Raw genomic sequence first — 11,562 nt, 5'->3', positions numbered from 1 at the left:
CCGGGGGGGGGTGCGCCTCCCCCCCGGGTTCACTTCACCCCCCCCCGCCCCCGCCCCCCCCCCCCCGGGCCCGCCCCCGCGGGGCCCCCCCCCGGTTCCGCCGCTCCCGCCGCCGGTGGCGGGGCCGGGCGTCCGGCTGGTATCGATAGGGGCGTGCGATTCGAACAGGTGCCGATGCCGGACCAGGTGGGGGAGCGACCCCGGGACGCCCGCGGGTACCCGGTGCCGGCGATCACGCCGTGGCAGGACGGGCAGCCCCAGTTCGCGCTGACCGACCACGGGCGCAGCGCCGACTGCGCGCTGGAGCGCCGCTGTTCGGTGTGCGGCGCCGTCATGCCGCGCGGTCCGGTCTGGCGGGTGGTCGGTCCGGCGGAGAGCGCCGCGATGGCGGAGGCGCTCGGGGCCGGGCGCCCGTACCGCAACCTGGCGCCGACCATGGAGGGCCCGGGGCACCGCGCCTGCATGCTGTACGCGTCGATGGTGTGCCCGTACCTGGCCCGGCCCAACGCCCGTCGGCGGGTGAGTGCCGAGGGCGCGGGGGAGGGGCTGACCGCCGCCGCCTTGCGCGGTGCGGCGCGCGGCGGGACGGGGGCGGTGGTCGGGTTCGGCGACTACGAGTACGCGGTCACCGAGGAGCGGGTGCTGTTCCGCTTCCTCGACCTGGTCGAGTTCCTGCCGCACGAGTCGGCCGACGAGCACCTCGCGGAGCTGCGCGCCGAGTTGGCGCGCCCGGCCGGGGGGACCGGGACGACCGGGGCTCAGGGCCGGTAGACCGGCAGGCCCTTGAGGGTGGAGACCTGGGCCGGGGCCGCCGAGCCGTCGGCCGGCACGGTGCTGATGCCGTCCGGGGTGCGGGCCGCGACGGTCCTGCCGTCGGGGGACCAGGCGGGCTCGGTGTAGTCCGTGGTGGCCGAGGGGGTGAGGTCCTTCTCGGCCGTCCGGTCGTGCTCGGTGGAGCGGGTGAACAGGTGGTCGTGGCCGTTCACCGAGCGGACGAAGACGATGCTGCCGGCGTCCGGGGACAGCGCGGGCTGGGAGCCCTTGCCGATGTCCCGGGTGGCCGGGCGGATGTAGTCGTCGTAGATGTACACCTCGCCGGCCGGGGTGTTGGCGTACGCGATGTCGGCCTGCTGCCCGCCCGCGTTGGCCCAGGTGTTGCCGGTCTGCGGCGGCTGCGGGGCGCCGGCCGCGTCGCCGCCCTCGGAGTTGTGCGGGGCGAGCTCCTCGACGGCGCCGCCCTTGGCGGGCACCTTCTCCAGCCGCAGCACGCCGCCCTTGTCGGCGGTGAACACGATGTTGTTGTAGCGGTCGGTCTCGTCGGGCACCGCGCCGCCGCTCGGCCCCTTGTCGGCGTGCTGCCAGGTCGGGTGGGACCAGGTCTCGCCGCCGGGGGCCTTGGCGAGGGTCGTCCTTCCGCTGCCGTCCGGGGCGGCGGTCAGCAGGTTGCCGTCGCCGTCGACGAAGACGACCTTCTTGCCGTCGGGGGACCACGCGAGGTCGCGCACCACCGTGCCGAAGTCGACGGTGGTGCCGTTCATCGCGACCGTCCGGGTGCCCGTGCTGATGGTCAGGTGGTTGGCCGCGGAGGTGCCGTTGACCTCCTTGCCGCCCGGTGCCGGGCTGCCGGAGTGCGATCCGCCGCCCGGCGCCGCCGTGACCGGGGCGCCGGTGGCGGCGGTCGAGCCGGAGTCGCCGTTCTCGGGGCCGCAGGCGGAGAGCAGGACCGCGCCCGCGGTCGTCATCAGGGCGATGGCGGCGGCGGTGCCGAATCTGTTGCGCACGGACATCTCTTGGTCCCCCTCGGTGGTGCCTGTCGCTTCCGACAAGGAGGTTCCCAGTCCGAGGTCCGCGGCCGGTGCGGGCTCCGTCACAGCCTTGGAACAGTGCGGACGAAGCCGTCCGACGCCACGTCAGCCGCCGCTGCCCACCCGGTCGGGAGCGCTCAGAGGCCCAGCTCGGTGAGGCCCGGGTGGTCGTCCGGCCGGGGGCCGGCCGGCCAGTGCAGGAGCCGCTCCCCGGGGGCGATCGGCAGGTCGTTGATGCAGGCGAGCCGGCGGGCCATCAGGCCGTTCGCGTCGAACTCCCAGTTCTCGTTGCCGTACGAGCGGTACCACTGCCCGGCGTCGTCGTGCCACTCGTAGGCGAAGCGGACGGCGATCCGGTCGCCGTCGTGCGCCCACAGCTCCTTGACCAGGCGGTAGTCGAGTTCGCGCTGCCACTTGCGGGTGAGGAAGGCGGCGATCTGCTCGCGGCCGGTGAGGAACTCGGCCCGGTTGCGCCAGCGGCTGTCGGGTGTGTAGGCGAGGGCCACGCGCTGCGGGTCGCGGGTGTTCCAGGCGTCCTCGGCGGCGCGGACCTTGCGGTGGGCGGACTCCTCGGTGAAGGGGGGAACGGGAGGGCGCTGTTCGGTCACGGGATTCTCCTCGGGAACGGGCATTCCGCCGGTGAGAACGATCGTTCTCACGTCAGTCGCTACCCTAGGAGAATCATCGTTCTCACGCAAAGGTCACGGCAGATGGAACAGGTGGACCCGCGGACCCGGATCCTCGACGCGGCCGAGGAGCTGTTCTACGGGCGGGGCGTCCAGGCGGTCGGGATGGACGCCGTCCGGGCCGCCTCCGGGCTGACCATGCGCCGCGTCTACCAGCTCTACCCGTCCAAGGACGAGCTGGTCGAGGCCTACCTGCGGCGGCGCGACGCGCGGTGGCGGGCGGGCCTGGCCGTCCACGTCTCCCGGGCCGGCGGCACGCCCCGGGACCAGGTGCTCGCGGTCTTCGACTGGCTCGGGCAGTGGTTCGCCGAGCCCGGGTTCCGCGGCTGCGCCTTCGTGAACTCCTTCGGCGAGCTGGGCGCCACCAGCCCCGCGGTCGCGGCCGCCGCCCGGCACCACAAGGCGGAGTTCGCCGGCTACCTGGCCGGCCTGGTCGACGCCGTCGGCGCCCCGCCCGCCACCGCGGCCCAGCTCGCCCTGCTGGCCGAGGGCGCGATCACCGTGGCCGCCGTGCACGGGGACCCGGAGGCCGCCGCCGAGGCCCGGGCGGCCGCCGCCCTCCTGCTGGACGCCGCGGTACGCGCGCGGAACTGAACGCGGTGGCCGCCCCGGGGCCGGGGTCCGGGCCCACACTCCCGGACCCCGGAGCCCGGACCCCGGGGCGGTGGGCGGGGGCGGCTCAGCCGATGGTGTAGCCGGAGCCGTAGGCGGTGATGGTGAACGGGCCGTCCAGGTCGTAGTTGCCGGTGGCGGCGATCCGCCGCAGGCACTCGACCCGGTCGACGGACTTGCGCCATTCCTCGGCGGTCGAGGAGTTGGCCGGGTTGTTCAGGTCGTCGATCCGGACGTCGAAGAAGGCGTCCAGCCAGGCGCGCTCGCCGGCGGCCGAGGGCGCACCGGCCTTGGCCGTGGTCCGGCCGATCAGCGCGGGCAGGGCGTCGTACTCACCGCCGTTGCCGTGCTGGATCGAGGCGTCGTAGAGCTCGGCGCGGGCCAGCGCGGTGGTGAGGCCGAGCCGGTCGGCCTGGTCCATGGCCGGGGTGAAGTAGCGCTGGTCGACCTGGTCGTCCTGGACCTGCCGGAAGGCCGGGTCCTGGGCGGCCTGCTGCCAGGCGGCGATGTAGTCGGCCTCGGGCAGGCCGCCGGTGTCGCCGCTGCCGGCGGCGGCCAGGCGCTCCAGTTCGGGGACGAAGCGGGCGAGCGGGTTGTCGGGGGCGACGGCGGTGTAGGCGCGGACCACCTTGAGGGCGTCGCCGTCGTTGGTGGTGAACCCGGCCCGGCCCGCGGTGACGCCGCGACCGTCGTTGATGTTCTCCGCGTAGCCGTACTGGATGGTGGTGGTGCTGTTCTCGAAGACGCTGACCAGCTGGTCGGCGCGGCGGCGCTGGTCGGGGGTGAGCCCGCCGGCGGTCACCCGGGGGGTGGTGCCCGCCTGCCGGGCGGCGGCCGCCGGGGTGGCGGGCTGCTCCGGTGCGGCCTGGGCCGGGTCCACGGCCCAGGCGCCGCAGGCGGCGGTGGACAGGAGGAAGGCGGCGAGCGCCGTCCCGGTGGTCACGGTCCGGGTGGTGTTCCTGGTGCTCCTGCGGGAGGTGCTGCGGTCCATGGGGAAGTCGTCCTCTCGGTGGGGGGAAGAGGTCGTGCTCGTTGCTCGGATCCGGCGATTCGTTGTTAGGAAACCTTCCTAACGATGGGCATTGAACCACCAGCCGGTGCCCACGCCAAGCCGTCGGGCGGGGTGGAATGCGGTGCGGGTACGCCCCTTGCGCCCCACACGTCCCTCGTTTATCGCCCGTTGATCGCCGCCGCCTAGCGTCGGGGGCATGGACGACAGGACGGCCGAGCGGCCGAGGGTGGCGCCCGAGGGGCGGATGACCGAGCAGGACGCCGAGCGGTTCCGGCAGTTGCTGGCCGGGTTGGAGAACTCGCTGGCGGCGGACCGGGAGGTGGCGGGGCGTGAGGCCTGAGGCCGCCGAGCCGCGCGGCCCGGTGGCGGTGCTGCCGCTCTGGCGGCGCGCGGAGGAGTACCGGGACGCGAACCGGCCCGGGGTGCTGCGGGGGCACCCCGGGCCGGTGGCGTCGGATCAGCCGGAACCGGCACCGGCACTGGCACTGGAGGCGAAGGCGGAGGCGGAGGAGGTGCCGGTGCCGGAGGTGAACTGAGCGACCGTCAGCAGTCGCACCCGCAGTCGCAGCCGTCGCAGCCGCAGGAATCGCAGCAGTCGCACCCGCACTTGCCGCACTCGCAGCAGCTGGGGTCGCAGCAGTCGCAGGCGTCGCAGCAGTCGTGCCGCTCGCAGAAGCCCTTGCGGCGCTCCCGGCTGAACGGGTCGTCGTGCTCGCAGCAGAGCAGCTGGCAGGAGCAGGCCATCAGGGCCCACACCGCGCACCCGGCGAGCAGGTTGCGCGGGTGCGGCGGCTTCCCGCCGATCGGCGGGCCGAAGCCCGGGCCCTGGGGCACCCACGGGGGAACGGGCGCCTGCCCGGGCGGCGTCCGACGCGGCGGCGCGTCCTGCGGGTGTTCGGCGCCGGTGCGCTCGGCGGTGGCGTGCTCGGCGGTGGCGTGCTCGGTGCCGGCGTGTCCGGCGCCGGCCGGCCCGCGTCGGCAGTTCGCCGCGTGCCCGGCCCGGCCGAAGACCCGGTCCACCGCGGTCTCCGTCTCGTGGGCGAGCAGGACGTGCACCAGGGCCCGGTCGGTGAGCTCGACCTCGCGCAGTGCGAGCCGGATGCCGTGCACGGCGTCCCGGCAGAGCCGTTCGGCCTCGGCGCGGTCGGTGCCGGTGGCGGTCAGCGGGTTCCAGGCGCCCGAGGCGGCGTCGGCCGCCTGGTCCTCGGCGGCGTCCAGCAGGTGGGCGAGCCGCCCGAACAGCCGCCCGGCCTCGGCGAGCGGGGCGGCGTTGCAGGGCCGCCCGGCGATCACGGCGGTGTGCGCGAAGGCGGCCGAGGTGGCGGTCTCGGTGGGTTCGGTGACCAGCAGCACGGAGCCGCCGGGCCGCAGCGAGCGCTCCAACTCGCCCTGCCGGGAGGCGGCGTCGAGCAGCACGGCGGTGTCGAAGCCGATCGTGGAGGCGCTGCCCGCGCTCTGCCGGTCCCAGCGCCTGGTCACCGCGCGGGCCCCGGCGGCGACCGGGCGGCGGGCGAACACGCCGTCCCGGTCCTCGACGTGGTCGCGGATCTTCACCGAGGCGAGCGTGAGCGAGACGGCGGCCGCCAGCCGGGCGCCCTCGCCCTTGGCGACGGAGGCCGTGCGCATGCCGCGCAGCGGGCAGGGCCCGGCGGTGCGGCGCCAGTTGGTGTCGGTCGGGGCGGCCTGGGCCTCGACCAGGACGGAGATGATCAGGCCGTCGTAGTTGGTGGCGGTCCGGGCGAGCTGCCCGTGGTCGTCCCGCAGGGCGAGGCAGAGCCCGCACAGGTGCGCCATCCAGGAGGTGCGGAGGCCTTCGGACAGCCGGTGGCTGCACGGTCTGATGATGCCGAACACGATCGTTGCTCCCCCTCGCCGGTGGGCCGCGGAAGGGCCCCTCGGGCCGCTGACCGGCCCCTTTGTCGGCGGACATCATATGATCACCGGCTCGACATCGGCCGACGGGCGACCGAACCGAGGCCGCCCCGAGACCGAGCCGCCGTCAGACCTCCACAGTTCCCGGAGAACTCCCGGGAAGCTGATCCCGTATCCGGGATAGCATCACGGATATGGGAATCGACACCGCCGCCGACGAGCGGCTGGCACAACGGCTCGCCGAGTTGCGGGTCGAACGCGGCTGGACGCTGGAGGAGTTGGCGCAACTGGCCGACGTCAGCCGGTCCACCCTCTCCCGGGTGGAGCGGGCCGAGGTCAGCCCGACCGCCGCCCTGCTCGGGCGACTGTGCACCGTGTACGGGCGGACCATGTCCCGGCTGCTCGCCGAGGTGGAGTCCGGCCCCGCCCGGCTGGTCCGGGCCGGGGAACAGCAGCTCTGGCGCGACGAGGCCACCGGCTTCGTCCGCCGCTCGGTCTCCCCGCCGCACGGCTCGCTGCACGCCGAGATCATCGAGGGCCGGCTCCCGGCCGGTGCCGACATCGCCTACGACCGCCCCTGCCTGCCCGGACTGGAACACCACCTCTGGCTGTTCGAGGGGCGGTTGGAGCTCACCCTGGACGGCGAGGCCGAACTGCTCGGCCCCGGCGACTGCCTGCGCTACGGCTCCGGCAGCATGCGCTTCCGCAGCCTCGGCCCCGGCGAGGCCCGCTACGCCCTGGTGGTGGTCGAGTCATGAGCACCACCACCGGCCCGATACCGGAGCGGGCGGGCAAGCTGCGCTTCGACGCCGCGGGGCGCCGCGTCCTGCTGGTCTGCGTCGCGGGCGGCTTCACCACCCTGATCGACCAGTCCGTCCTGAACACCTCCATCCCCGCCCTGCGCGAGGCCCTGCACGCCCAGCCCGCCCACCTGCAGTGGATCGTCGCCGGGTTCTCGCTCGCCTTCGGCCTCGCGCTGATCCCCGGCGGACGCCTCGGGGACGTCAAGGGCCGCAAGTGGTTCTTCGTCACCGGCCTGGCCCTGTTCACCGCGGTCAGCCTGGTCTCCGCGACCGCCACCGCCCCGGAGGTGCTGATCGCCGCCCGACTGCTCCAGGGCGTCGGCGCCGGACTGGTCAACTCCCAGATGATCGGCACCCTCCAGGACGTCTTCGACGGCCAACTGCGCGCCCGTGCCCTCGGGATGTACGCCGTCACCGGCAGCCTGGCCTTCGCCCTCGGCCCGCCGGTCGGCGGCCTGGTCCTGGCGGCGGCCGGCCCCGAACTCGGCTGGCGGCTGACCTTCCTGCTCAACGTCCCGTTCGGCCTGGCGACCCTGCTGCTGGCCGTCCGGCACCTGCCCGCGCCCCGCCCGGCGACCCGGCACGCCGACCTCGACCTGCTCGGCCTGCTGCTGGTCGGCGCGCTCACCCTCGTCCTGATGCTGCCCTTCGTCCAACCGCCCGGCTGGGCCGGCTGGCTGGCCTTCGAGGCCGGCGCCCTGGCCCTGCTCGGCGCACTGGTCGGCTGGCAGCGCCGCTACGCCCGGACCGGCGGGAACCCGCTGATCCACCCCGCCCTCAGCCGCTCCGCCCCGTACGCGCTCGGCACGGCCACCGCGATGGCCCAGTTCGGCTCCTCGCTGGCCGCCTCGCTCGTCCTCACGATGTTCCTCCAGGACGGCCTGGGGCTGTCCCCGATGGGCGCCGCCCTGGTCTCGCTGCCCTCCGCGCTGGCCATGGCGACCGCCTCCGCGCTCGCCTGGCGGGTGGTGCAGCGGCTCGGCCGGCGCACCGTCACCCTCGGCATGACCGGCTCCGCGCTCGCCATGCTGCTCAGCGGCGCCGTCGCGCACTGGGCCCCGGCCGCCGTGCTGCCCTGGCTGCTCGCTCTGCTCCAACTGCTCAGCGGCGCCTCGGTCGGCCTGATGGGCTCCACCAACCAGGCCTACGTGCTGCGCCACGCGCCCGCCGAGGCGGCCGGGGTCAGCGGGGCGATCCTGCAGATGGCGCAGCGGATCGCGGCGGCCGTCGCGGTCTCCGCACTGTCCGGGGTCTACCTGCGCGAGACGGCCGGGGGTGGCGGCCACCGCTCCGCCTACCTGGCGGCGAGCCTGGTCTGCGCGGCGGTGGCCGGACTCGCCGTGCTGGCCTCCGTGTTCGCCGGCCGGGCGACCGGGCCGGAACGCACCCCCGAGGACGCCACTGCGGTGCGCCGAGGGCGAACGGCCGTCCGGTAGCAGCCGGTCGGCGCATACGGTGGGGTCCATGACGACAGTACGAACGGTGGAACTGCCCGGCGTCACGCTCGCCTACCGGGAGAGCGGACGCCCCGACGGCCCGCCGCTGGTGCTGCTGCACGCCCTCGGCGAGCGCGCCGCCGACTGGGACACGGTGCTCCCCGACCTCGCCCCCGACCACCACGTGTACGCGCTCGACCTGCGCGGCCACGGCGACAGCGGCCGCACCGACCGCTACGGCCTGGCCGAGCTGCGCGAGGACGTGCTCGCCTTCCTCGACGCGCTCGGCCTGGACCGGGTCGACCTGGTCGGCCACTCGATGGGCGGCGTGGTCGCCTACCTGCTCGCCCAGGCCGCGCCCGAGCGGATCGGCCGGCTCGTCCTGGAGGACATCGCCGCCCTGTACCCGCGCCCGTCGAGCGTGCCGCCCGAGGGCGCGGACGAACCGGCGCACTTCGACTGGGCGATGGTCCGGGCGATCAAGGCACAGATCGACACCCCCGACCCGGCCTGGCGGGAGGGACTGGCCCGGATCACCGCCCGCACCCTGGTCGTCGCCGGCGGCCCCACCAGCCACATCCCGCAGGAGCGGGTCGCCGAACTCGCCCGGCTCGTCCCGGACTGCCGCCTGGTCACCATCGAGGCCGGGCACCTGGTGCACCGCACCCGGCCCGCCGAGTACGTCGCCGCCGTGGCGCCGTTCCTGGCGCGCTGAGCGACCCCTCCCGTCGGGTCAGCCTCAGCCGAAGACGATCGCGGCCCCGCTGTCCAGGCTGGCGCGGCAGGCCCGGTACAGCTGGTGCCAGGTGAAGACCTCCGGCTCGAAGGGGTCGTCCGCAGGCAGATCGGTCAACCGGGCGGACTCCGCCGGGTCGAGCGAGCCGTCGGCCGCCAGTCGGACGCCGATGGCGGCGGCGAACCCCTGGAGTTCGGCGAGCAGGGCGGCGCTGGAGCCCACCATGGCGCCCCCGGGCACACCGGACTCCTCGGGCAGGAACAGCGGGTCCTCGTCCTCGAACTCCGCCGGTACGTAGTAGCCCTCGCAGTCGGAGTGGCAGAGCAGGTGCGAGTCCAACACGACCGTCTCGTCGTCGACCTGCTCCAGCTCCTCCTCGTACTGCTCCCGGCTCACCCCGCGCGCCCCGGTGACCGGCTCGCCCAGCCGGTGGAGCACGTACACCCGGCGCAGCCCGGACAGGTAGCTGTAGGGGAAGCCCGCCGAGAAGACCGCGCCGCCACCCCCCGGCACGGCCGGCTCCCGCCAGGCCACCCCCGCGGCCTCCAGCGCCCGGTGCAGCACCTCGGCGTCGTCCCGCATCTCCGGGGAACCGAGCGTCCCCACACTGATCGACAGTCCCATGGCCGGCAATCTAGTACCGCCCTACGACAACGGAGGTCAGACCCCCTGCTCGGCCGGCAGCCGCCCGCTGCGCACCGCCGCCAGCAGCTCGGCGTGGTCGGCCTCGGTGCGGTCCGCGTAGGCGACGGCGAAGGCGGCGACCGCCTCGTCCAGTGCCTCGTTCTTGCCGCAGTACCCGGCGAGCAGGCCCGGGTCGGCGGTGTGGGCGTGCGCCCGGGCGAGCAGCGCGCCGGTGATCCGGGCGTAGTCGTCCAGCTGGCCCGGCAGCAGCGCGGCCGGGTCGACGCTGCCCTTGCGGTTGCGGAACTGCCGCACCTGGTAGGGGAGTCCGTCCACGGTCGTCCACCCGAGCAGGGTGTCGCTGACCACCTGCATGTGCTTCTGGCCGCGCACCACGCGCCGCCCCTCGTGCTCCTGCGGCCGCGGCCCCCGGCCGCCCTCCAGGTACGGCAGCAGGACGGACGGCCGGGCCTCCTTCACCTGGAGCACCAGCGGCTGGTCCCGGTGGTCGGTGAGCAGCACGACGTACGAGCGGGTGCCGACGCTGCCGGTGCCGACCACCCGGAAGGCCACGTCCTGCACCCGGTACCGGGACAGCAGGGTGCGCACCTCGGCGGGCACCGTCGCCACGTACGGGCCCAGCGCCCCGGCCACCGCCCGGGCGGTCGCGTCGGTGACCTCGGTGAGCACCGGCGGGGCGGCCGTGAAGCGCCAACCGCCGTCCGCGGTCCGGGTGGTGCTGCGGGCGGCGAACCGGGCGCTGGTGTTGCCGAGGGCCTTCGTGCCGACCTTGCGCAGCACCTCGGCGAGGTCGTGCGCCTCGGTGAAGGACACCAACTGCTCGTCCGCCACGGCGTTCCAGGCGTCCAGGGCGGGCAGCTTGGCGAGGGTGCGCATGGTGCGCCGGTAGGAGCCGGCCGCGTGCGCGGCGGCGGCCCGGGCGGTGCTCTCGCTCGCCCCGGTCTCCCGCCCGGCCAGCACCAGGCTGGTGGCCAGCCGCTTGAGGTCCCACTCCCAGGGGCCGGGCACGGTCTCGTCGAAGTCGTTGATGTCCATCACGAGTTGGCCGCGCGCGTCGCCGTACAGGCCGAAGTTCGCCGCGTGGGCGTCCCCGCACAGCTGCGCGGTGACGCCGGTCACCGGCGTGCCCGCCAGGTCGGCGGCCATCAGCCCGGCCGACCCGCGCAGGAAGGCGAACGGGGTGGCGGCCATCCGGCCCACCCGGATCGGCACCAGCCCGGGGATCCGGCCCGCGTTGGAGGCCTCGATCGCCGCCACGGCGGTGGGCCGGTCGGGCGCGGCCGCGAACTCCGCGTGCCGCTCCCGGGGGACGCGTTCCCGCAGGGCCTTGCCCTGCTCGCGGGCCCGCTGCGCCCGGCCGTCCGGGCCGGTCGCGAATCCGGGGACGCCGAACTGCCGCCGTGCCGTGCTGCTTCCGTTGTCCGCCACTGTCCCCGCCCCGCCCGCCTTGCTCGAACTCCCGCCCGTGACCTGCACGGATGGCTTGCCAGGGGGAGTGACGTCCGGGGCGGCGCGGTGGTTCCCGGGGCCGGTGGGCCCGGTGGGGCCCGCCGGGCCCCACGGTAGGGCCGGGCCCTACCGTGGGGCGGATGACAGAGCTTCGGAACGGCCTGACGGTACGACTGCCCGCCGTCGCGGCCGCGCTGGTGACGGTGGCGGCGGGCCTGGGCGTGCGCGCCGTGCTGACCGGCGAGGTGGCCAAGTACGCGGGCGACGCGCTCTACACCGTGCTGGTGTACGCCCTGGTGGTGCTGGTCGTGCCCCGGGTGCGCCCGGTGCGGGCCGCCCTGGTGGCGGCCGCGGTGAGCTGGGCGGTGGAGCTGTTCCAGGCCACCGGCCTGCCGGACGCCTGGGGGCGGCGCAGCGGGCTGGTGCACCTGGTGCTCGGGTCGACCTTCAACCCGCCGGACCTGTGCTGGTACCTGGTCGGCGCGGCGGCCGCCGCGCTGCTGCGC

Annotated in this window: 14 protein-coding genes; 8 read left to right on the top strand and 6 right to left on the bottom strand. The window is 75.3% G+C overall.

Going from position 1 to position 11,562, the window contains the following annotated elements:
* Positions 1-153: 153 nt before the first annotated feature.
* A complete protein-coding gene (locus ACFXOZ_RS40575) occupies positions 154-771 on the top strand; it encodes a hypothetical protein (RefSeq protein WP_380595055.1) in 618 nt (205 codons plus the stop codon).
* Here ACFXOZ_RS40575 and ACFXOZ_RS40570 read toward each other — a convergent pair.
* Positions 759-1,787 (bottom strand): TolB family protein, encoded by a 1,029-nt coding sequence (locus ACFXOZ_RS40570; RefSeq protein ID WP_380595054.1) that lies wholly within the window; start codon positions 1,785-1,787, stop codon positions 759-761. The two genes, ACFXOZ_RS40575 and ACFXOZ_RS40570, sit on opposite strands and share 13 nt — an antisense overlap.
* A gap of 155 nt (positions 1,788-1,942) precedes the next feature.
* Positions 1,943-2,413: a DUF1348 family protein gene (locus tag ACFXOZ_RS40565; RefSeq protein WP_375886673.1), complete on the bottom strand. Its 471-nt coding sequence runs from the start codon at positions 2,411-2,413 to the stop codon at positions 1,943-1,945.
* 102 nt (positions 2,414-2,515) lie between these two features.
* Between ACFXOZ_RS40565 and ACFXOZ_RS40560 the strand changes: the two genes are divergently transcribed.
* On the top strand, positions 2,516-3,085 hold the full coding sequence (locus ACFXOZ_RS40560; protein ID WP_380595052.1) for a TetR/AcrR family transcriptional regulator: 570 nt from the start codon (positions 2,516-2,518) through the stop codon (positions 3,083-3,085).
* 85 nt (positions 3,086-3,170) lie between these two features.
* On the opposite strand, the gene ACFXOZ_RS40555 is transcribed toward ACFXOZ_RS40560, so the two are convergent.
* Complete coding sequence (locus ACFXOZ_RS40555) at positions 3,171-4,094, bottom strand: chitosanase (protein WP_380595050.1); 924 nt, start codon at positions 4,092-4,094, stop codon at positions 3,171-3,173.
* A 217-nt stretch (positions 4,095-4,311) separates the two neighbouring features.
* On the opposite strand from ACFXOZ_RS40555, the gene ACFXOZ_RS40550 reads away from it, so the two are divergent.
* Both ACFXOZ_RS40550 and ACFXOZ_RS40545 read left to right on the top strand, forming a co-directional pair.
* Positions 4,312-4,455 (top strand): hypothetical protein, encoded by a 144-nt coding sequence (locus tag ACFXOZ_RS40550; protein ID WP_375886680.1) that lies wholly within the window; start codon positions 4,312-4,314, stop codon positions 4,453-4,455.
* Positions 4,445-4,651, top strand: a complete 207-nt coding sequence (locus ACFXOZ_RS40545) for a hypothetical protein (RefSeq protein ID WP_380595048.1) — start codon at positions 4,445-4,447, stop codon at positions 4,649-4,651. Before ACFXOZ_RS40550 ends, ACFXOZ_RS40545 begins: the two co-directional genes overlap by 11 nt.
* Before the next feature lie 7 nt (positions 4,652-4,658).
* On the opposite strand, the gene ACFXOZ_RS40540 is transcribed toward ACFXOZ_RS40545, so the two are convergent.
* Positions 4,659-5,969: a DUF5685 family protein gene (locus ACFXOZ_RS40540; RefSeq protein ID WP_380595046.1), complete on the bottom strand. Its 1,311-nt coding sequence runs from the start codon at positions 5,967-5,969 to the stop codon at positions 4,659-4,661.
* Positions 5,970-6,181: 212 nt separating this feature from the next.
* Between ACFXOZ_RS40540 and ACFXOZ_RS40535 the strand changes: the two genes are divergently transcribed.
* The 3 genes from ACFXOZ_RS40535 to ACFXOZ_RS40525 are packed head-to-tail and all read left to right on the top strand — an operon-like array spanning position 6,182 to position 8,941.
* Entirely contained in the window at positions 6,182-6,745 is a 564-nt protein-coding gene (locus ACFXOZ_RS40535) for a helix-turn-helix domain-containing protein (RefSeq protein WP_375886686.1), read from the top strand.
* A complete protein-coding gene (locus ACFXOZ_RS40530; RefSeq protein WP_380595044.1) occupies positions 6,742-8,226 on the top strand; it encodes an MFS transporter in 1,485 nt (494 codons plus the stop codon). Before ACFXOZ_RS40535 ends, ACFXOZ_RS40530 begins: the two co-directional genes overlap by 4 nt.
* 28 nt (positions 8,227-8,254) lie before the next feature.
* Entirely contained in the window at positions 8,255-8,941 is a 687-nt protein-coding gene (locus tag ACFXOZ_RS40525; protein ID WP_375886691.1) for an alpha/beta fold hydrolase, read from the top strand.
* 24 nt (positions 8,942-8,965) lie between these two features.
* Here ACFXOZ_RS40525 and ACFXOZ_RS40520 read toward each other — a convergent pair whose 3' ends face one another.
* Both ACFXOZ_RS40520 and ACFXOZ_RS40515 read right to left on the bottom strand, forming a co-directional pair.
* A complete protein-coding gene (locus ACFXOZ_RS40520; protein ID WP_380532002.1) occupies positions 8,966-9,586 on the bottom strand; it encodes a hypothetical protein in 621 nt (206 codons plus the stop codon).
* Positions 9,587-9,622: 36 nt separating this feature from the next.
* A complete protein-coding gene (locus tag ACFXOZ_RS40515; RefSeq protein ID WP_380595042.1) occupies positions 9,623-11,035 on the bottom strand; it encodes a DUF2252 domain-containing protein in 1,413 nt (470 codons plus the stop codon).
* Between the two features lie 161 nt (positions 11,036-11,196).
* On the opposite strand from ACFXOZ_RS40515, the gene ACFXOZ_RS40510 reads away from it, so the two are divergent.
* Positions 11,197-11,562: DUF2809 domain-containing protein (locus ACFXOZ_RS40510; RefSeq protein ID WP_380595040.1), on the top strand; the 366-nt coding region annotated here is incomplete at its 3' end.

The organism is Kitasatospora sp. NPDC059160, assembly GCF_042755465.1.
Lineage (GTDB): Bacteria > Actinomycetota > Actinomycetes > Streptomycetales > Streptomycetaceae > Kitasatospora.
This window is presented reverse-complemented; position numbering and strand designations above follow the sequence as displayed.

What these genes read in the sequence shown, in the direction of transcription:
- ACFXOZ_RS40570 (WP_380595054.1), bottom strand. Translation starts at nt 1,787, where the DNA reads ATGTCCGTGCGCAACAGATTCGGCACCGCCGCCGCCATCGCCCTGATG.
- ACFXOZ_RS40560 (WP_380595052.1), top strand. Translation starts at nt 2,516, where the DNA reads ATGGAACAGGTGGACCCGCGGACCCGGATCCTCGACGCGGCCGAGGAG.
- ACFXOZ_RS40555 (WP_380595050.1), bottom strand. Translation starts at nt 4,094, where the DNA reads ATGGACCGCAGCACCTCCCGCAGGAGCACCAGGAACACCACCCGGACC.
- ACFXOZ_RS40550 (WP_375886680.1), top strand. Translation starts at nt 4,312, where the DNA reads ATGGACGACAGGACGGCCGAGCGGCCGAGGGTGGCGCCCGAGGGGCGG.
- ACFXOZ_RS40535 (WP_375886686.1), top strand. Translation starts at nt 6,182, where the DNA reads ATGGGAATCGACACCGCCGCCGACGAGCGGCTGGCACAACGGCTCGCC.
- ACFXOZ_RS40530 (WP_380595044.1), top strand. Translation starts at nt 6,742, where the DNA reads ATGAGCACCACCACCGGCCCGATACCGGAGCGGGCGGGCAAGCTGCGC.
- ACFXOZ_RS40525 (WP_375886691.1), top strand. Translation starts at nt 8,255, where the DNA reads ATGACGACAGTACGAACGGTGGAACTGCCCGGCGTCACGCTCGCCTAC.
- ACFXOZ_RS40520 (WP_380532002.1), bottom strand. Translation starts at nt 9,586, where the DNA reads ATGGGACTGTCGATCAGTGTGGGGACGCTCGGTTCCCCGGAGATGCGG.